Annotated in this window: 19 protein-coding genes; 6 read left to right on the top strand and 13 right to left on the bottom strand. The window is 57.6% G+C overall.

Annotated features, from left to right (window positions below):
• Nucleotides 1-34 precede the first annotated feature (34 nt).
• Nucleotides 35-661, top strand: coding sequence for a DUF2726 domain-containing protein (locus UN63_RS00310; protein ID WP_104484800.1), 627 nt, complete (start codon nucleotides 35-37; stop codon nucleotides 659-661).
• A 366-nt stretch (nucleotides 662-1027) separates the two neighbouring features.
• Here the strand turns inward: UN63_RS00310 and UN63_RS00305 are convergent, their stop codons facing one another.
• From UN63_RS00305 to UN63_RS00290, 4 genes are all read right to left on the bottom strand, one after another.
• The gene (locus tag UN63_RS00305) at nucleotides 1028-1762 is read right to left on the bottom strand and encodes a 3'-5' exonuclease (protein WP_104484799.1); all 735 of its coding nucleotides are present in this window, start codon (nucleotides 1760-1762) and stop codon (nucleotides 1028-1030) included.
• A 9-nt stretch (nucleotides 1763-1771) separates the two neighbouring features.
• Entirely contained in the window at nucleotides 1772-3643 is a 1872-nt protein-coding gene (locus UN63_RS00300; RefSeq protein WP_104484798.1) for a DUF294 nucleotidyltransferase-like domain-containing protein, read from the bottom strand.
• A gap of 91 nt (nucleotides 3644-3734) precedes the next feature.
• Complete coding sequence (locus UN63_RS00295; RefSeq protein ID WP_104484797.1) at nucleotides 3735-5372, bottom strand: BCCT family transporter; 1638 nt, start codon at nucleotides 5370-5372, stop codon at nucleotides 3735-3737.
• 225 nt (nucleotides 5373-5597) lie between these two features.
• Entirely contained in the window at nucleotides 5598-6488 is an 891-nt protein-coding gene (locus UN63_RS00290; RefSeq protein ID WP_104484796.1) for a LysR family transcriptional regulator, read from the bottom strand.
• 171 nt (nucleotides 6489-6659) lie between these two features.
• On the opposite strand from UN63_RS00290, the gene UN63_RS00285 reads away from it, so the two are divergent.
• The 3 genes from UN63_RS00285 (at nucleotide 6660) to UN63_RS00275 (ending at nucleotide 8652) form a co-directional block, all read left to right on the top strand.
• Nucleotides 6660-7358, top strand: coding sequence for a CoA transferase subunit A (locus UN63_RS00285; RefSeq protein ID WP_104484795.1), 699 nt, complete (start codon nucleotides 6660-6662; stop codon nucleotides 7356-7358).
• 46 nt (nucleotides 7359-7404) lie between these two features.
• Nucleotides 7405-8067, top strand: a complete 663-nt coding sequence (locus UN63_RS00280; protein ID WP_104484794.1) for a CoA transferase subunit B — start codon at nucleotides 7405-7407, stop codon at nucleotides 8065-8067.
• Between the two features lie 150 nt (nucleotides 8068-8217).
• Nucleotides 8218-8652 carry a monooxygenase gene (locus UN63_RS00275; RefSeq protein WP_229793553.1) on the top strand — a complete coding sequence of 145 codons (435 nt, stop codon included), beginning with the start codon at nucleotides 8218-8220 and terminating at the stop codon, nucleotides 8650-8652.
• 183 nt (nucleotides 8653-8835) lie between these two features.
• On the opposite strand, the gene yghU is transcribed toward UN63_RS00275, so the two are convergent.
• Complete coding sequence (yghU, locus tag UN63_RS00270; protein ID WP_104484793.1) at nucleotides 8836-9693, bottom strand: glutathione-dependent disulfide-bond oxidoreductase; 858 nt, start codon at nucleotides 9691-9693, stop codon at nucleotides 8836-8838.
• A gap of 206 nt (nucleotides 9694-9899) precedes the next feature.
• Between yghU and UN63_RS00265 the strand changes: the two genes are divergently transcribed.
• Entirely contained in the window at nucleotides 9900-10151 is a 252-nt protein-coding gene (locus UN63_RS00265; protein ID WP_104484792.1) for a hypothetical protein, read from the top strand.
• A 32-nt stretch (nucleotides 10152-10183) separates the two neighbouring features.
• Here the strand turns inward: UN63_RS00265 and UN63_RS00260 are convergent, their stop codons facing one another.
• From UN63_RS00260 to UN63_RS00245, 4 genes are all read right to left on the bottom strand, one after another.
• A complete protein-coding gene (locus UN63_RS00260) occupies nucleotides 10184-10498 on the bottom strand; it encodes a HigA family addiction module antitoxin (RefSeq protein WP_104484791.1) in 315 nt (104 codons plus the stop codon).
• A gap of 283 nt (nucleotides 10499-10781) precedes the next feature.
• Nucleotides 10782-11621 (bottom strand): DODA-type extradiol aromatic ring-opening family dioxygenase, encoded by an 840-nt coding sequence (locus UN63_RS00255; RefSeq protein ID WP_104484790.1) that lies wholly within the window; start codon nucleotides 11619-11621, stop codon nucleotides 10782-10784.
• A 45-nt stretch (nucleotides 11622-11666) separates the two neighbouring features.
• Nucleotides 11667-12614 (bottom strand): glutathione S-transferase family protein, encoded by a 948-nt coding sequence (locus UN63_RS00250; RefSeq protein ID WP_104484789.1) that lies wholly within the window; start codon nucleotides 12612-12614, stop codon nucleotides 11667-11669.
• Between the two features lie 91 nt (nucleotides 12615-12705).
• A complete protein-coding gene (locus UN63_RS00245) occupies nucleotides 12706-13185 on the bottom strand; it encodes a DoxX family protein (protein WP_104484788.1) in 480 nt (159 codons plus the stop codon).
• Nucleotides 13186-13348: 163 nt separating this feature from the next.
• On the opposite strand from UN63_RS00245, the gene UN63_RS00240 reads away from it, so the two are divergent.
• A complete protein-coding gene (locus UN63_RS00240; RefSeq protein ID WP_104484787.1) occupies nucleotides 13349-14278 on the top strand; it encodes a LysR family transcriptional regulator in 930 nt (309 codons plus the stop codon).
• Between the two features lie 102 nt (nucleotides 14279-14380).
• Here UN63_RS00240 and UN63_RS00235 read toward each other — a convergent pair whose 3' ends face one another.
• The 4 genes from UN63_RS00235 to UN63_RS00220 all read right to left on the bottom strand — a co-directional run bounded on the left by UN63_RS00235 (nucleotide 14381) and on the right by UN63_RS00220 (nucleotide 18388).
• A complete protein-coding gene (locus tag UN63_RS00235) occupies nucleotides 14381-15181 on the bottom strand; it encodes an alpha/beta fold hydrolase (protein WP_104484786.1) in 801 nt (266 codons plus the stop codon).
• A gap of 392 nt (nucleotides 15182-15573) precedes the next feature.
• Complete coding sequence (gene pcaF, locus UN63_RS00230) at nucleotides 15574-16779, bottom strand: 3-oxoadipyl-CoA thiolase (protein WP_104484785.1); 1206 nt, start codon at nucleotides 16777-16779, stop codon at nucleotides 15574-15576.
• Nucleotides 16776-17570: a CoA-transferase subunit beta gene (locus tag UN63_RS00225; protein WP_104484784.1), complete on the bottom strand. Its 795-nt coding sequence runs from the start codon at nucleotides 17568-17570 to the stop codon at nucleotides 16776-16778. The genes pcaF and UN63_RS00225 overlap by 4 nt, the downstream gene beginning before the upstream one ends.
• On the bottom strand, nucleotides 17570-18388 hold the full coding sequence (locus UN63_RS00220) for a CoA transferase subunit A (protein ID WP_104484783.1): 819 nt from the start codon (nucleotides 18386-18388) through the stop codon (nucleotides 17570-17572). Before UN63_RS00220 ends, UN63_RS00225 begins: the two co-directional genes overlap by 1 nt.
• Nucleotides 18389-18615: the final 227 nt, after the last annotated feature.

Genomic DNA, 18615 nt, shown 5'->3' with positions numbered 1-18615 from the left:
GTGCCGATTTCTCTTATCTCTTTTCAGGCAGACCATGACCGACATGCTCCCCGTTTCCCTGCTCGACTGGCTGATGTTCAGCCTGGTCCTGCTGCTGATTTTGCTGGTTCTGTTCGTCCTGCTGCGGCGACTGTGGCGAGGTGCGCCCAAACAGCCCTATCAGCAGAAGTTACTGTTCAGCCCCGAGTCCACCGCCGCCCTGCAATTACTGGACGAGGCCATTGGAGCGCAACTGCGCGTCTTTGCCGCCGTCAGCCTGAGCGAACTGCTGGGACTCAATCCCAAACTGAAAAAGGCCCAGCGGGAGCAGGCCTGGCACGACATCTACGGCGAAAAAATGGACTTTGTGCTCTGCTCGCCCAAGGATCTCCGGGTCAGAGCCGTGGTTGCCCTGATCGACGACAGCCTGAGCAAGACCGACGGTCGCCAACGCCAGTTGCTGCTGCAACATATTCAGGACACCGGCCTGCCGGTTATCCATTTGTCGCCCAAAGAATGGCCGACGCCCGATGCCCTGCACGACGAGATACTGGCCACCCTCAAGCAGCAGCCCCCCGCCATCCCGGTCCCCGCCGCCGGACAAGGCCGCGTAGAGCCGGTACTCAGCCTGCCGGACGAGGAACAAGCCATTGATCACGACGAACCACGCTTTCGGTTGTGAGGCTGTTTTTCGTTCATCAATCGGCTTCCTGCGCAAAGAGGCAACAGGGTTGCCTCTTCCGACCCGCTTCAAGCACATCCATGTGACGCTCAGCACATGACATCCCTGTCATGTGATGGTCGGCTGAGGCAATCCCTGCCGCCTCTTCTTAATCCCGGAGCCATATGCTGACGATGTCAACCAACGGCTCCGGAGTCTTAAGGAGGGTAAAGGGATCAGCTCCGCCGACCTTCTGTTTCAGGGATGAAACAGGGAGCGTACAGGGATGTATTCATAGCGTGTCGGAGGAGCTGAACCCTTTGCCCGATTTACGCGCGCTTGGGCTTCATACCCCTCAAGGCTACAGTGTAATAAAAACCAATTTCATCAAACCCACAGATCGCCGATGGGTGTATCCGGGCTGAAATGGTGGGCTATCTGCGCCTGCAACAGCTCGGCGGTGGCCAGGGCATCGGTCTGGGCATGATGCGGATGGTAAAACGGCAGATGATAACGGCTACGGCTGTCGGCCAGCCGAATCGAGGCCGGTGTTTTCCCTCGCAGCCGGGCCCATAAACCCAGCGGCTTGCTCCGGTGCAGCCGGGCCTCCAGCTCCATGGTGTCCACCGCCGGAAACACGATACCTTCGTTCAACCGGGCCTTCAGCGCCCTGTCCAGAAAGCCGCGCTCTATGGTTCTGTGATGTACCACCACCACCCGTCCGGCCAGGGCGGTGAGCAAATCGTCCAGCACCAGCAGCAGGTCCGGCGCCGCCTTCACCTCGGAATGGGTAATACCGTGGATCACCACCGACTCTTCCGCCATTGGCCTGTGCGGGTTCAGAATCCAGTGTTTGGCCTCCCGACAGCGAATGCGCTGCAAGTCGAACGGCACCAGCCCTATGCTGACGATGGCGTCTTTTTTCGGGTTGAGCCCTGTGGTCTCGAAGTCCATGGCCACAAAGGGCACCTCGGCCAGAGGCGTATCCGCATTGATGGCGCCGGCACGGTAAAACCGCTCCAGCCGATAATCCCGCGCATGGCGGGCCAAATCGCCGAACAGCGTCTGCCACTCGGGCACCTCGGTGTTCTGCCTGATATCATCGGGTCTTAAATAAAACATGATGTTTCCTTAGCTCCGATTCGGCTGATAACGAAACTTCAGAAACTTCTGCGCATGGCTCAGGATCTGAAAGGCATCTTTCAGGTTGCGACGCTCGAAGTCCGACAGATTTTCGGGCTCGATATTGTTGTCCGGGTCAGAGCCCGCCTCCACATCCAGCGCCTGGTGACGAATGCGCACCGTGGCGATAAATTCCATGGCATCGCGCAAGTCCGGCCCCCGTCCCTTGGGCAGTATGTTCGACTCGATCACATCGTTCAGCCGGTCGAAGGAATTGTGCGCCTTGGAGCCCACCGCCAGCGCATGCACCCGGATCAGATCCGCCAGCGGTGCCGTGCCCCGCCGCTTGAGGTTGATCGAGTTGTTGTGCTTGCCGTCCTGCTCCATCACGAATTCCTTGAAAAAACCGAGCGGCGGCGTACGACCCAGGGCGTTACGCGCCATGCTGGCCAGAAAACGCGGGCTGCGCTTGGCCCGACGCGAAATCAGGGCATTCAATTGCTCGGCCCACTCGATTTTGCCGTAGACCCCGTCCAGATCGAAGAAAATCGAACTGTTCAGCAAGGTTTGCGGGCTGGGGTTGTCAATCCAGTCGCTGAAACACTGCTCCCACTGGCGGCGGGTTTTCTGCCACTCCACATTGGTGGCCATGATGTCCCCGGTGCAATAGCTGTAACCACAGGCGGCCAGGCCGTCGCAGACCCGTTTGGACAGGGCGGCAAAATAAGGGCCGTGTTGGGCGGCATCAAAGCGGTTATCGAGAATAATGGCATTGTCCTGATCGGTCACAATCAGCTGCTCGTCCCGCGCCATCGAGCCCAGCGCCAGAAAACAGTAAGGCACCGGCGGCGGTCCCAGCTCGGCCTCGGCCAGCTCCAGCAGTCGCTGCTTGAAGCTGCGACCAATGCCGGCCATGGCGGTGCCTATCATCTGCGAGTTGGCGTCTTCGTTCACCATGCGCACGAAACAGGCCTTAACATCATCGGCGATGGCCGCCAGCTCGTCGGCGTTCTGTGCCTGAAAAATATGCCGTACCACAAAAAGGCTGCTGCGCGACTCGTGGCGCATCACGTCCGACAGTGCAATCACCCCTACCGGCTTGCCCTTGTGCAGTATGGGCAGGTGGTGCAGGTTATAGCGCAGCATGATCAGCATGGCTTCAAACACGAACCGGCCGCTTTCGAGCGCCACCAGCTCTGTCGACATCACCTCCTCCACCCGGGTCTCGGCCGACAGGCCCGCCGCCAGCACCCGGGTACGCAGGTCCCGGTCGGTCAGAATACCGGCCACCCGTTCGTCGTCGGTCTGAGGGTCGGGGTGCAGCACCAGAATGGACGACACCCCTTCTTCGGTCATCTTCTGCGCCGCTTCCCATACCGTGGCCGATAGCGAAATGGTGACCGGCTCGCGGGAGATCAGCTCGCGCACCGTCGAGGTCAGCAATTCATCGCCGCCCTCCTGACGGGACACCGCCTGCCGCAGCCGGGTTCTGTCTTCCACTTCCACGAAGTCGGCAAAGGACTCAAAGCCCTCGTAGAGTTCGTTGAACAGCGCCTCGGGCAGGCAATAGACCAGGGTGTCTTCCAGCGCCGTGGCCGACATTCGCACCCGATTGTTCATCAGCAGCCCCATCTGGCCGAACAGGCTGCCCTCACTCAGGCGATTATGCAGCTCGCCACTACGACGATACATTTCCACCGCCCCGCTGCGGATCAGATACAAGTCATGCACCTGATCCCCATAGTGCAGAATCGCGGTTCCAGCCCGGTAATAGGCAATCTCTATCTGCCCGGCGATACGCTCCAGGGTGTCCTCCTCCAGCATATCGAAGGGAGGAAAGCGGCGAATAAACCCCAGTATTTCAAGTTGCTCAGCTTCCATAACCAGACTCACTCAATACAAAAAACGAAAAAGGCAGACGGGATGCCCCCGCCTGCCTTTATACCATCTATACCATCGGTCAGCTCAGAACTCAGCTACCTCTTGGCTCCGACGCCAGTCCCTTGATCAGGGACACACACGACACCAGCAGCACTATGGTGAAGGGGAAGCCGGTCGAAACCGCCATCGCCTGCAGCGCGGCAAGACCGCCGCCCAGCATCAGGGCAATGGCCACCAGGCCTTCGAAGGTACACCAGAACACCCGCTGCGGCTTAGGCGAATTGACCTTGCCGCCGGAGGCGATGGTGTCGATAACCAGAGAGCCGGAATCGGACGAGGTCACGAAGAACACCACCACCAGTATGATACCGATAAAGGAGGTTATCTGCGCCAGCGGCAACGCATCCAGCATGATGAACAGCTGCAGCGGCACAGCGGCCTCGGCCACCGCCTGATAACCGTCGTTCACCAGCTGGGTGATGGCGGTGCCGCCGAAGGCGGTCATCCACAGCACACAGGCGGTGGAAGGCACCAGCAGCACCGACACCAGAAACTCACGCACGGTACGGCCACGAGACACTCGGGCGATAAACATGCCGACAAACGGAGACCAGGAAATCCACCAGGCCCAGTAGAAGGCAGTCCAGCCCTGAGAGTAGTTGGCATCTTCACGCTCGAACGGCATCGACAGCGCCGGCAGATGTTCCACATAGGAAGCCAGGTTGGAGAAGAAACCGCTCAGAATGAGCAGGGTCGGCCCGACGATAATCACGAACAGCAGCAGCAGGGCCGCCAGCGCCATGTTGATCTCGGACAGTCGTTTCACCCCAGCATCCAGCCCGGCCAGCACCGACACCAGAGCGATGGCGGTAATGACGATCACCAGCACGATTTCGGTGGTGGTGCCCGTCGGCAGTCCAAACAGAAAGTTCAGGCCGGCACTGGCCTGAGAGGCCCCGAAACCCAGTGACGTCGCCAAACCAAACATGGTGGCAATGACCGCCAGTATATCAATTAAATGCCCCGGCCAGCCCCAGACCCGCTCGCCCAGCAGCGGATAGAACACGGAACGCACCGTCAGCGGCAAGCCCTTGTTGAAGGAAAAAATCGCCAACCCCAGCGCCAGTACCGCATATATCGCCCAGGGATGCAGCGCCCAGTGATAAATGGTGGCCGCCATGCCCAGACTTCTGGCGGCATCGGCATCCCCCAGCGCCGCACCCAACGGCGCCCAGTCGGTACGCACGCCGTTTTCGACGCTGATGCCGCCGAACGAGCTGCCGAAATGAGACAGCGGCTCGGACACACCGTAGAACATCAGGCCGATACCCATACCGGCGGCAAACAACATGGAGAACCAGCCGATATAGGTAAAGTCGGGCGTGGCTTCGGTGCCGCCGATGCGCACCTTGCCCAAGGGAGACACAATCAAGCCCAGGCACACCAGCACGAAAATATTACCGGAGCCGATAAAAAACCAGTCCAGGTTGGAGGTCAGCCAGCCGCGTAAATCAGCGAACAGCGGCGCCACCTGGTTCTGAAACGCCAGCGTCAGAAACACGAAGGCGACGATGGCCAAACCGGATATCATGAACACCCGGTTATGAATATCCAGCCCGAACGGACCTATCTTTAGCGCAATGTTATCTTGCCCCACCTGATAGTCGGTATCGATGGGATTCACCTTGCCTTCCGGGGCGATCACATCATGATTGTCTTTATCTGTCATTGCTCAGATCCCTTGCACCCCAAGTCATTAGGGTTGTAATGAAACACTCGGTAAAGTTAACACAAAAAACCCGGCAACTGCTTGAATACAGGGCTAAACGGTTACTTTACAATCGTTATGAAGCGAAAAACAACACCGGCGAGCTACTGTGCAAGCCTGGTCACCGTTGCCAAACGCGCCCCTTATAACACATAGTCACCTCAGAATAGCCGAGAAAACAGCATCCTATGGAGCCGGCATGGGAGAATTCAGCAATATGTCGTACAGCGCCTGAGCGGCCACCGACAATTCATGATCCGCCCGGGTCACCATGCCGACCGATCGTTCCATTACCGGCTCCTGCAATCGGACACAATGCGCACCCAGTTCATGCATCTGTTTTATGCACAACGCCGGCACCACACTCACTCCGAGACCACAGCCCACCATGCGTCCTATGGTGGCAAGCTGATGACTTTCAAAGGCCACCGGCAGAGTCAGCCCCAGCTGGCGTAGCTGTTGTTCCAGCATCAGGCGCAACGCCGAGGGCCGCTGCAAAGCGATAAAAGGCTGTTCCAGCAATTGCCGCCAGCTCAGGGCCTCGAGCTGCGCCAGCAGCGAACCACCGGGTACCACGGCGACGAAGCGATCCCGATACAGCGGCGTAAACGCCAGACCGCAGTCTGCGGTCGGCTCGAAGGTGATGCCCAGCTCCACATGCCCCTCTCGCACCAGATCGATTACCTGCTCGTTGATCACATCGTTGATGGTGACGTTGATACCCGGATGACGGGCACGAAACTCCCCCAGCAAGGGCGGCAGCAGGTTACCGGCAAAAGAGGGCATCGCCGCCAGCACCACCCGGCCCCGTTGCAGGGTAAACCGCTGGCGCAGCTCGTCTTCGGTATTGTCCCACTCCACCAGCAGACGTCGGGCCAGAGGCAGCAAAGCCTCGCCCTCGGGCGTGAGCCGCACCTGCCGGGTGGTGCGGCTGAACAGTCGGCCACCCAGATCGTCTTCCAGCCCCTTTATGGTCAGACTCAGCGCCGACTGGGACAGAAACAGCCGCTCGCCGGCCTGGGCAAAATTCAGGGTCTGTGCCACCGCCAGAAACGCCCGCAATTGTTTAACCGTCATTCCTGCCTCCGTCTTTGCTCATCCCTACTCCTCACCGGCCACAATCGAAGCTGACATTCATTTGAAAAACTCATCAATTAATCACAAAATCAAACTTAACAAATAAATAACCCGTGCGATACTCAACAGTAACAACTCATGCTCGACGGCGCACAACAAGAGGGAACTGTGATGGCAGGTTTCGATAAACGAGTAAGCAGCTACCAGGAAGCCCTGGCAGGGCTGGAAGATGGCATGACGGTACTGGCCGGTGGTTTTGGTCTCTGCGGTATACCCGAAAACCTGATCGCCGAGATCAAGCGAAAGGGCACCCGGGATCTCACCATAGTGTCCAACAACTGCGGCGTAGACGGCTTTGGTCTGGGGCTGCTGCTCGAAGACCGGCAAATTCGCAAGATGGTCGCCTCTTACGTGGGCGAAAACGCCTTGTTCGAGCAGTTGCTGCTCAGCGGCGAACTGGAAGTGGAGCTGACGCCTCAGGGCACCCTGGCAGAAAAAATGCGCGCCGGTGGCGCCGGCATTCCCGCCTTCTTTACCGCCACCGGCTACGGCACCGCCGTGGCCGAAGGCAAGGAAGTGCGCGAGTTCAACGGCCGTCCCCATATTCTGGAACCGGCCATCACCGGTGACTTTGCCATCGTCAAAGGCTGGAAGGCCGACCACTACGGCAACGTAATTTATCGTCACACCGCCCGCAACTTCAACCCGCTGGCCGCCACCGCCGGCAAAATCACCGTGGTGGAAGTGGAAGAAATCGTCGAGCCCGGCACCCTGGAGCCCAGCCAGATCCACACGCCCGGTATCTATGTGAATCGCATTATCTGCGGCCAGTTCGAAAAACGCATCGAGCAGCGCACCCTGCGCGCCTGATCCCGGCGTTCGTTTCTTTCACCGACTACACCAAGGAGACCACCTAATGGCTCTAACCCGCGAACAAATGGCCCGGCGCGTCGCCCGCGAATTGCATGACGGCTTTTACGTTAACCTGGGAATAGGCATTCCCACCCTGGTCGCCAACTATGTGCCCGAGGGCATGGAAGTGATGCTGCAGTCCGAAAACGGCCTGCTCGGCATGGGTTCCTTCCCCACCGAAGCGGAACTGGATGCCGACATGATCAACGCCGGCAAACAAACGGTCACCGCCCGAGTTGGCGCCTCTATTTTCGACTCGGCAGAATCCTTCGCCATGATCCGCGGCGGTCATGTGGACCTGACCGTGCTCGGCGCCTTCGAAGTGGACGTACAGGGCAACATCGCCTCCTGGATGATCCCGGGCAAGCTGGTCAAAGGCATGGGCGGCGCCATGGATCTGGTGGCCGGGGCCGATAACATCATCGTCACCATGACCCACGCCTCGAAAAACGGCGACTCCAAGCTGTTGTCCCATTGCAGCCTGCCGCTGACCGGCGCCGGTTGCATCAAACGGGTGCTGACCGATCTGGCCTATCTGGAAATCGAAGACGGCGCCTTTATTCTTAAAGAAAGAGCACCCGGCGTCAGCGTAGAAGAGATCGTCGCCAAGACCGCCGGTAAGCTGATTGTGCCCGATCAGGTACCCGAAATGCACTTTGCCGACTGATACCGGCATCGGCAGAGATAACGCCATGGCCAAAGAAGGCTATCCAAATTAACAACACCCGGTCATCGCCCAAACTCGGACGTGACCACCATGACCATCGCCCCTATCTTTATGGCGTAACAGGCGGCCGATAAAACGAATGGAGCAGGCTTGCTGGCCTGCTCCATTATCAACAGGCGTGACTATAGCTTGTGGGCCTGGCATCGGTTTGCCATTATCGAGGGCGAAACCCTTGTTTTGGGTGAAACCATCGTTGCCAGAGGAACCGAAGCCATGCCCGTACTATTGCAAATCGATTTCAAATTCCCCAAAGAGATGATGGGCGACGCCCTCACCGAAGGAGCTCGGGAGCTGGCTCATTCCATTAATCAGGAACCCGGCTTCATCTCCAAGACCTGGACGGAAAATGCCGAAACCGGCGAAGCAGGCGGTATCTATGTCTTTACCGACAAGGCGCTTGCCGAACAGTATGCCCAGATGCACAGCCAGCGTGTGGCGGCCATGGGTGCCAGCGACATACGGGCAAAAATCTTCGATATCAACACCACGCTCACCGATATCAACCGGGGTCATTATCGGACCTAACCCTCAGGAATGGCGAGCTCGAACTAGGCCCATAACCGATGACAAGCTGCTACCGGGAGCCAAGGAGGCGGCCGAGGCAGGGCCGCCATACTGCGCTTGAGCGTACGCCAGCAATGGGCGTTATCTGGGCTTATACCCAGAAGCGCCTGACGGCGCTTCTGGGTAAATCTCATTTCTTGCTGGTTAGGGTCTGTTAGCCAATACGGCATCGATATCGGCCGCCGAGTGACGCTCGGCCAGTCCCTCTCCCGGCACATCACTGGTGCGATTGACGATACGCCCCCTTTGTACTGCGGGCCGTGCGGCAATCTCTTTCGCCCAGCGTTGCACATGGGTATAACTGGCGGCATCAAGAAACTCGGCGGCATCATACGCCCGCCCCAACACCAGGTTGCCGTACCAGGGCCAGATGGCGATATCGGCAATGCTGTATTCATCCCCGGCGATATAAGGCTTATCTGCGAGTTGCCTGTCCAACACATCGAGCTGACGCTTGGTTTCCATGGTGAAGCGGTTAATGGCGTACTCTATTTTCACAGGCGCATAAGCATAAAAATGGCCAAAACCACCGCCCAAGTACGGTGCCGAGCCCTGTAGCCAAAACAGCCAGTTCAGGGTTTCGGTGCGCTCGGCAATGTTGGCCGGCAAAAAATGACCAAACTTTTCTGCCAGATACAGCAGTATGTTGCCGGACTCAAACACTCGGACGGGATCATCGGTCGAGCAGTCCAGCAAGGCGGGAATTTTGGAATTGGGATTGATCTCGACAAAGCCGCTGGAAAACTGGTCCCCGTCACCAATGCTGATCATGTATGCATCGTATTCGGCATCGGTAATACCCAGTGCAAGCAGCTCTTCCAGCATAATAGTGACTTTCTGGCCATTGGGCGTGCCCATGGAATGCAGCTGCAGCGGATGCTCACCTTTGGGTAAGGTTTTCTCGTGGGTGGCGCCCGATATCGGCCGATTGGTTTTTGCCCAGGTGCTGCCGTCGTCTTTGGGCTCGGTCCACACCTTGGGGGGGTGATATTCACGCGTCATATCGTTTCCTCATCTTAATATACCGGTTCATCAATGGGCGCTATGCCTAACATGATCATGCCTCACTGTAATCAATATTGGCCACTACGCCCAGCATCCCCCTTTTGGGGATGAGTCGGTTTACTTCTGCTCTATGCCCTGCGCCATAGGCAGCGCCGAGGGTATGGAAGCGGCCCTCATAGACAGGAATCTTAAGCAGTAAGAGCATGAGTTTGCTGATCTTGCTGCTGAAACAGCTCATCGTGAACTCGGCTTCGCCGGGATTACCGCTGTTCAAGGCTGCAAAAAATGCAGGTGTCTGGCTTTGCCTAAAGATGATTCCGATAAGCCAACGGGAGATGCAGGAAATAGAGCATCCCTGGACTGGGCTTTCCAATATTTACGACGAAACGCTCAACCGCCACAGCAAAGTAAATTCAATAAGGTCAAGGAGTTACGTTGCATTCACGTGTTTTTAATGCTTAAGAACCTGGCTATGTGCAGCGGTTGCTTATACCCTGCGCCCCATTTGTGGCGCGAAACTCCATGGCCGAATATTCTTCAGCTGCTCCTCAAGGGTACTTTCCGCCATCTCGGTATCGTAAGCCACCTGAGCCCGTAACCAATAACCATTGGGCAAACCAAAGAAGCGACAGAGCCGGAGGTCAGTGTCTGCGGTTATTGAACGCTTGCCGGCGATAATCTGTCCGATGCGCTGTGCCGGGATCCCTATTTCTTTTGCAAGACGGTATTGAGAAATACCGATGGGTTCTAGATATTCTTTTTTCAGTTGCTCGCCAGGCGTAACCGCATCAATAATTTGCATGCGTGACCTCCTAGTTGTAATCAATAATTTCAACGCCTTCCGCACCAGCTTTGCTCCAGCGAAAGCATGCACGGAACGGCTTGTTGACTCTAATCCGCAGCTGACCCAACGGTTACCTGAGAAAGCACCAACTTATTACCGAGTGATACTTTCGGAACATCGGGTTTCCTGCCTGATTGTGCAGCGAGCAAGTCGAAGCCCCACTTCATGAATGACGGGTTTTCGCCTCATGGTGCCAGGGTCTGCTGACATCTTAGAGTCAGCATGATGACTTGTGCTCGTTTTAGCCCGGTACTTCCGTGGACAAATCAGCCAGAGATCCCGCCCCCCAATATAACATTCCCGATTTTTTCCCCAGAATCCTTGCCGAAATATGGGTATCACTGGGCTTTTCCGCCAGCCCATAACAGATGTGCAGAGGCAGAAGGTGCTCTTCCCGAGGGTGACAGAATCTGGCATAGGGTGCGCGATCCCAGTGCGCCAATCGCTCCGCCCGCTCCGATTCCTCCATACCCGCATTAGTGCCGGTCTCCTCAAGCCAGTCTTCGAAAGCCTCGTTGCCGGCCTGAATTTCCGGGGTATTTGGCGCAAAGAACGCTCGCATATTATGGAAGGAAAAACCGGAACCAATCACCAGAAGATTATCGTAATCCAGAGCCTGTAAGGCACGGCCGATCGCGAGGTGAGTAGTCGCATCCAGACTGTTGACCAATGACAACTGCACACACGGAATATTCGCCTGCGGATACATCAGTTTGAGTGGTACAAACAGGCCGTGATCAAAGCCCCGCCGATCATCGAGCCGCGCAGAAATCCCGGCCTTTTCCAGCACATCGTAGACCTGCCCGGCCAGGATAGGCTCACCGGGGCATGGATACTTTATTTCGTAGGACTCAGGCGGAAAGCCGAAGTAATCGTAGATAAGAGACGGGTTGGCCCCCGAGGTGATGGTCGGTACTGTTTCTTCCCAGTGGGCACTGATAAGCAGTATTGCGGAAGGCTTGCGCAGTATGCCTGCGATCTCCATGAGCCGTACCACCAATTCGTGGTGGCCCGGATCCCCCAGCAATGGCATAGGGCCGCCGCCATGAGAAATGAACAGAACATCCGGTTTTACATTCATGGCGGTTACTCTCTTAGCGTCGGGTAAGGATTCCAGTGACCAAGGTTATATTGCACCGGGCCCTGCCGGCACAATCCCGGTGGGGTTCAGGGCTTTGATGGAATAATACCCCGCCTTGATATGATCGATATTCACCGTGCTGGCGATACCCTCAAGCGCCAGGATCCGCTGCATGTAGGCGTGCAGGCGCGGCATGGCCCGCAGAGTATTACGGTTACATTTGAACAGCCCGTGGTAAGCGGCATCGAAACGCACCAGAGTCACGAACAGGCGCACATCGGTTTCCGTCAGACGGTCGCCAAACAGGTAGACGTTCCCATCGGCCAGCCGCGACTCGAGATAATCCAGCGCGGAAAACACTTTGCCGTAAGCCTCGTAATAAGCCTGCTGGCTGGACGCAAAACCGGCCTGATAAACACCGTTATTCAGATCCGTGTAAATATAGTCGTTCAGGGTGTTGATCTCGCCGGCAAGGTCCTCTGGATAAAGATCCGGACCCTGCTCCACAATCCCTGCGAAGGCGCTGTTCAGCATCCGCACTATATCTGCGGACTCATTATTGACGATGCTCCCGGTCTGCTTGTCCCATAGCACCGGCACTGTGGCACGACCGGCAATCTTCGAGTCCGCACGGGTGTACAGCTCATGCATGTAGCGTGCGCCATTAAGCGTATCCTCGTCGGCACCTGGGTAGCCGCCGAACTGCCAGCCCTGCTCGGTTAGCCGCGGATTGACGACGGTAACACCGATAATATCCTGCAACCCTTTCAGCTCGCGGACCATCAGCGCCCGCGACGCCCAGGGGCAGATATAGGCGACATAAAGATGATAACGCCCTTTCTCGGCCTTGAAGCCACCAGAGCCGGTGGGGCCAGGCGTACCATCCGGCGTGATCCAGTGCCGAAACGGCGAGGTCTGGCGAATAAACCGCCCCTCATCGTCTTTGGCCTGTACCGGCTGCCAATTCTCTTTCCAAACACCGTTAACCAACATAATCAATATCCCTGTACATTACAGAAGCGCGCTCCACTAATGAGAGCGCACCAGTCCAACCGCTATTGCCGTGTCGTGATCACGCCAAGGATTATGATGCGTCTGTACGCAGCCCGTTGCCCGCACCAGAGAAACGCTCCAGCAGTACCTTGTCCAGCGCGAACCGTCCTGCGCCCTGAACAGCGAGGGCCAACGTGACCGCGAACAGGGCCAGGGCATACTCGTAGCCGTTGTTGGACATGAACAGGCCATTACCAATATGCACGGCGAAAATGGCCACCAGCATGGTAAAGGCCGACACCAGTGCAGCCGGACGGGTCAGCAGGCCCAGCACCAGCGCCAGACCGCCGAAGAACTCGGCACCGCCGGCCAGCAGAGCCATCAAATAGCCCGGTTCCAGACCGATGCTCGCCAGCCACTGTCCGGTCCCTTCCAGACCATAGCCACCGAACCAGCCGAAGAGTTTCTGAGCGCCATGTGCCGCGAGAATGAGCCCGACCGGTACCCGCAACACCAGGGCCGCATAACCACCGGTACTGCTGAACAATGTCCGTGCAAATTGATTTTTCATGGGGGTTCCTCGAATAAAGGTAATGTTTGAGTGTTGCTGAAAGTAGATATTCAGGTATGAGACACACTTTACCCCCCCCAACTGTAAAGATTAATACCGTTCTTATTGTCTAATTATAAACAAATTGTTGATAATAAAGTTTTCATTCTCGTCAGGAGCTTTCATGGACCGTATCGAAGCTATGCGTGCCTTTATTACCGTGGTGACCGAAGGCAGCTTCACCCGTGCGGCAGATCGGCTGGGCATGTCGCCGCAGCTGGTCAGTAAATATGTGTCGCGACTGGAAGAGCAGCTCGGCGCACGCCTGCTCAATCGCACCACTCGCAAGGTACATTTGACCGAAGCCGGTGACCGTTATGCCCTGCGTGTCCAACAGGTACTGGATGATATCGACGACATGGACAGTCAGCTGAATGACCTGCAGCAAGATGCTCGAGGACAACTGCGCATCAGCGCGCCGGTGTCTTTTGCTACCCTGCATCTGGCTCCCCTTATCTGTCACTTTCAGCGCGCTCATCCGGCGGTGAGTATCGATTTACAGCTGAATGACCGAAAGGTCGATATTGTGGAAGAAGGCTTCGATATAGCATTGCGCATCGGCCATTTGAAAAGCTCGTCGATGATTGCCAAATTAATCACTCCGGTCAGGCTGGTCATGTGCGCCTCTCCTGTTTACCTGGCACAGCACGGCATGCCCTCGACGCTGGATGAACTGAAAAATCACCGCTATCTGCGCTACAGCTACATGGAAGACAACGCCAGCTTTCCCGCCCATGAGTGGCTACGGACGACCGGGCATGAACCGAGAGGCGACATGGTCAGTAACAACGGGGAGGTGCTACTCAAGGCTGCCATTGAAGGCGCCGGTATTATTATTCAGCCGACCTTTATCTGCGGTGCGGCCATTGCCGAGGGCAAACTTCGGGTAATACTCCCGGAATATGAACCGGATGCCATGGGCCTCTACGCCGTGTACGCGCACCGTAAACTGCTGGCCAGCAAGGTCAGGTGCTTTATCGATTTCATGACGAAATACTTCGGCACCCAGCCTAACTGGGACAACTTCGATCTAGAGGCCCGCCAGCGCCCTTGATAACAAAAAGCGCTGGCGAGTCTGAAGGCGAGACTTGTCGGCCTGAACAAGCAGGCCGTAGGTGCTGCTTCAGGCCGAAATAGCACGCGTCATCGACGACGTTTATCGCGGGTCTTTCCTGTTGCCAATATGCGCCAGCAACTGGCGACCAAATGCGAGCGGTGCTTCAACCGAAGGCACATGGCCCACCTGTTCTAGAATCACCGGCTCACCCGCACCACAGCATAGCGCCAGAGTCCTAAGTGATGCCGGTGGCGTAGCCACATCGTCACTGCCGCCGATCAGCAACAGCGGCACCTCATGATCCTTGAGGTGCTCACTGAAGTCGGCACGCCCCAGCATCTCACACAGCAAGGAATAACTATTGGCATCGCCCCGCCCCATGATGATGTTCCAGCCTTTGACTAAGGCTGGATGCGCCTCACAGGCGGCGGGGCCAAACCAGCGCGGCACTATGTCTACCGCCATAATGGCCAGTCCCTGTTCGCGTACTGCGGCGGCGCGGGTTTGCCAGGCCTGGGCGGTGCCGATGACGGCACCAGTGTTGGTCAGGGTCGCCGACAGCAGCCGTTCGGGCGCCTGGCCAAGCAACTGCTGACCGATGACGCCACCGATGGAAGTACCAACAAAATGAAACTGCGCTATGCCGACCTGATCAATCAATGCCAGCAGCTCATTCGCCAAACTGGCAGGCGTGATTTCCTCACCGCGCCAGGCCGCACTGCAGCCATGGCCGGGCAGATCCCAGCTCAGCACCCGGTAATGGGGTAACAGAATGGGGAGCAGATCGTCCCACACCGCCTGACTCATGCCCAGCGGATGGGCCAGTACCACCAGCGGCAACGCCGGATCACCCAGCAAACGGTAACCGACCGTACGACCATCAATTTCCAGAAACGACATTCAGCCTCCAAATAATTATACCAAACAGCTTAAATAACTGAGCTGTTGAGTTGCTATGCAAAGGTCGGACAAATGGCCAGCTCCGCCGACACGCCGTGAATCCCTCCCTGGAGGCTCCACCGCGCCATCCTTGGCGCGGAGGGTCGGTAGAGCTGATCCCTTTATCCTCCCTGATGCCTGGGAGCCTCCTGTTGACATCGCCTACAGGCAGCTCGGAGCGAAAGAAGAGGTAACAGAGAACGGTTCCCACGACCGTGACATGCCATGGATGGCATGTCCGAGCTTACATGGAAGTACTCGTAGCGTGTCGTGGGAGACGGCTGTGTTGCCTCTGATCTCGAGTTCAAAATCGTTCAGATCTTTATACTAAATAGGTATTAAAGCCCAGACTCTTAAACTCGCTCAATCAGGGTAGCGATACCCTGGCCGACCCCCACACACATGGTACACAGGGCCAGCCGCTTATTCTGCCGATGCAGCTCGTGAGCCGCAGTCTGTAGCAAACGGGCGCCGGACATGCCCAACGGATGGCCCAGAGCGATGGCGCCACCGTTGGGGTTGACCCGGGGATCGTTGTCGTCCAGCCCCAGCTCGCGCATGCAGGCCAGCGCTTGGGCGGCAAAGGCTTCGTTGAACTCGAACAGGTCGATATCATCCATCGACAACTGGTGGCGCTCCAGCAGCTTTTGCACCGCCGGCACCGGGCCTATGCCCATGATGCGCGGCTCAACGCCGGCGGTGGCCATGCCCAGAATACGGGCCATCGGCTTGAGGCCGTGGCGCTGCACCGCCTCTTCGCTGGCGATCAGCATGGCGGCGGCACCGTCGTTCACGCCCGAGGCGTTACCGGCCGTGATACTGCCGCCGGCGCGGAACGGCGTCGGCAAGGCGGCCAGTTTCTCGAGCTTGGTGCCCGGGCGCAGATGTTCGTCATCGGCGAACAGCAGCGGCTCCTGCTTGCGGCGGGGAATTTCTATCGCCACTATTTCTTCGGCAAAACGGCCGGAACCTTGAGCCTCGGCCGCCTTCTGCTGGGAGCGCACCGCGAAGGCATCCTGATCTTCCCGGGAGATAACGAACTGTTCGGCGACGTTCTCTGCCGTTTCCGGCATCGAGTCCACACCGTACTGCTCCTTCATCTGTGCATTGACAAAGCGCCAGCCAATGGTGGTGTCTTCAATTTTCTGACCGCGGGTAAAGGCCGAGTCGGCCTTGCCCATCACATAGGGCGCACGGGACATGGACTCCACGCCCCCGGCCAGCACCAGATCCAGCTCACCGGCCTTGATGGCGCGCACCGCCGTACCCACCGCATCCATGCCCGAGCCGCACAGGCGGTTGATAGTGATGCCGGGCACGCTCACCGGCAGACCCGCCAGCAACGCCGACATGCGCGCCACGTTACGGTTGTCTTCACCGGCCTGGTTACCACAGCCCATGATCACTTCGTCGATGGCGGCCGGATCCAACGCCGGGGCCTGGGCCAATACCGCCTTGAATACCTGGGCGGCAAGATCATCGGGGCGCACCGTCGCCAGGGTACCGCCGAAGCGGCCGATGGCGCTTCGTCTGGGATGACAGAGATAAACCGGCTTCATGATGCGGCCTCCTGGGAGATGGGCTTGGCATGGTGGGCGGCGGTCTTGGCCTTGAGCTCACGCAAAATAACCAGTTCCTCTGCGCTGGGCTCCGGGGTCAGCGCCAGCGGCTCGGCAAAGCGCACCGGCCAGCCGGTGGCTTCGGACACCTGCTCCCGGGTCACGCCCGGATGCAATGAGGTCACCACCAGCTCCTTGCTGTCCACATCGGGCTGGAGTACGCACAAGTCGGTAATCACCTTGGTCGGTCCGCGACCGATATTGGGTACGCCGTCACGGCCTTTGCCATCGCGGCCAAAACCCAAGGTGGTGATGAAATCCACCGCCTCGACAAAGGCCCGCGACGAATGCTTGAGGGTGATGAATACTTCCCTGGCATTGCTGGCGATTTCCGGCGCACCGCCGCCACCGGGCAGCCGCACCTTGGGTGCCTGATAGTCACCGATCAGGGTGGTATTGAGGTTGGCGAACTTGTCTATTTGCGCGGTGCCGAGGAAACCCACATCGATATGGCCGCCCTGCAGCCAGTAGCGAAACATCTCGGGCACGGCCACCGTGGTCAGCGCCGAATCACACAGCTCGCCATCGCCGATGGACAGCGGCAGTATCTCGGGTTTGGTCTGCAGGGTGCCGGATTCATAGATCAGCACCACCTCGGGAGCATGAGTCAGTCGGGCCAGGTTGGCCGCCTCGCTGGGCAGGCCGATACCAACAAAACAGGTCATGCCGTTGCTCAGCGCGCGGGCGGCGGTGACCGTCATCATTTCGGAAGAAGTGAATTCGAGTGTCATTATGCTTGCCCTCCTGCGTTGTAGACATTCTCTTGCAGCCAGTTATTGAAGCTGTCGCGATCCCGTGCGATAGCGTCCCATTCCTTGTAGAAGCTGTTGTTGCGCGGGTAATAGCCGTGCGCGTAGGACGGCGAGGCGCCGCCTTTCACTTCGGCGATGGCATCGATGGCCCAGCCCGGGATCACACAGGCATTGGGCTCGGCCTGCAGGTCATCGACGATTTCCTCGACGGTCACAATGCTGTGCTTCGCCGCCAACACGGCCTCTTTTTGCACGCCGACGATGCCGGTTACCAGCACGTTGCCCTGCCTGTCGGCGCGCTGGGCATGCACAATACTCACATCGGGCCGCACCGACGGCACCGCCGCCAGTCGTTCGCCGGTGAAGGGGCATTCGATAAAGCGGATCTGCGGGTTGACCTTGGGCAGATCGCTGCCGATATAACCGCGCAATACCGCCAGCGGCAGACCGGCGGCGCCCGCTTCATAGGCACAGGCCATGGCTGCGTGACTATGTTCGAAAATCTCGAGCGGCTGGGGGTAGCCCTTTTCCACCGCATCGCGCAGACGATGCAGGGAGCCGACACCGGGGTTGCCACCCCAGGAGAAAATCAGCTGCTCGGCACAGCCGGCACCAATCAACTGGTCGTAGAGGATATCTGGTGTCATGCGGATCAGCGTCAACTTGCTCTTTTCCTGCCGAATGATTTCATGACCCGCCGCAAAGGGGATCAGATGGGTAAAGCCTTCCATGGCGATGGTAGCGCCATCCTGGACATAACGAGCAACTGCGTCATGCAAGCTCATGAATTGGGCCATGAGTGTTTGCCTCCCTGAGTGAACTAAAAAGTTCGCATCGCGAACTATATGTTTGCATTGCGAACATAATTACACTCTTTGCTCGGTCTCGCAAACTAAAAAATTCAACTTCAGTCGAATAAATAAACTAACTACTTGTAAAATAAATAATTATTTTTTACCTGAAAGAAACGTTTTAAACTCGGAGTAAATAACGCATGAAACATGTTCGTATTGCGAACTTTTGC

The organism is Oceanisphaera arctica, from assembly GCF_002936955.1.
In the GTDB taxonomy this organism is placed as follows: Bacteria; Pseudomonadota; Gammaproteobacteria; order Enterobacterales; family Aeromonadaceae; genus Oceanimonas; species Oceanimonas arctica.
This window is presented reverse-complemented; position numbering and strand designations above follow the sequence as displayed.

Coding starts and splice junctions, on each gene's coding strand:
- UN63_RS00300 (WP_104484798.1), bottom strand. CDS start 3,643: ATGGAAGCTGAGCAACTTGAAATACTGGGGTTTATTCGCCGCTTTCCT.
- UN63_RS00305 (WP_104484799.1), bottom strand. CDS start 1,762: ATGTTTTATTTAAGACCCGATGATATCAGGCAGAACACCGAGGTGCCC.
- UN63_RS00250 (WP_104484789.1), bottom strand. CDS start 12,614: ATGTTGGTTAACGGTGTTTGGAAAGAGAATTGGCAGCCGGTACAGGCC.
- pcaF (WP_104484785.1), bottom strand. CDS start 16,779: ATGAAGCCGGTTTATCTCTGTCATCCCAGACGAAGCGCCATCGGCCGC.
- UN63_RS00220 (WP_104484783.1), bottom strand. CDS start 18,388: ATGGCCCAATTCATGAGCTTGCATGACGCAGTTGCTCGTTATGTCCAG.
- UN63_RS00260 (WP_104484791.1), bottom strand. CDS start 10,498: ATGCAAATTATTGATGCGGTTACGCCTGGCGAGCAACTGAAAAAAGAA.
- UN63_RS00225 (WP_104484784.1), bottom strand. CDS start 17,570: ATGACACTCGAATTCACTTCTTCCGAAATGATGACGGTCACCGCCGCC.
- UN63_RS00255 (WP_104484790.1), bottom strand. CDS start 11,621: ATGAATGTAAAACCGGATGTTCTGTTCATTTCTCATGGCGGCGGCCCT.
- UN63_RS00310 (WP_104484800.1), top strand. CDS start 35: ATGACCGACATGCTCCCCGTTTCCCTGCTCGACTGGCTGATGTTCAGC.
- UN63_RS00235 (WP_104484786.1), bottom strand. CDS start 15,181: ATGTCGTTTCTGGAAATTGATGGTCGTACGGTCGGTTACCGTTTGCTG.
- UN63_RS00265 (WP_104484792.1), top strand. CDS start 9,900: ATGAGTTTGCTGATCTTGCTGCTGAAACAGCTCATCGTGAACTCGGCT.
- UN63_RS00290 (WP_104484796.1), bottom strand. CDS start 6,488: ATGACGGTTAAACAATTGCGGGCGTTTCTGGCGGTGGCACAGACCCTG.
- UN63_RS00240 (WP_104484787.1), top strand. CDS start 13,349: ATGGACCGTATCGAAGCTATGCGTGCCTTTATTACCGTGGTGACCGAA.
- UN63_RS00295 (WP_104484797.1), bottom strand. CDS start 5,372: ATGACAGATAAAGACAATCATGATGTGATCGCCCCGGAAGGCAAGGTG.
- yghU (WP_104484793.1), bottom strand. CDS start 9,693: ATGACGCGTGAATATCACCCCCCCAAGGTGTGGACCGAGCCCAAAGAC.
- UN63_RS00280 (WP_104484794.1), top strand. CDS start 7,405: ATGGCTCTAACCCGCGAACAAATGGCCCGGCGCGTCGCCCGCGAATTG.
- UN63_RS00245 (WP_104484788.1), bottom strand. CDS start 13,185: ATGAAAAATCAATTTGCACGGACATTGTTCAGCAGTACCGGTGGTTAT.
- UN63_RS00285 (WP_104484795.1), top strand. CDS start 6,660: ATGGCAGGTTTCGATAAACGAGTAAGCAGCTACCAGGAAGCCCTGGCA.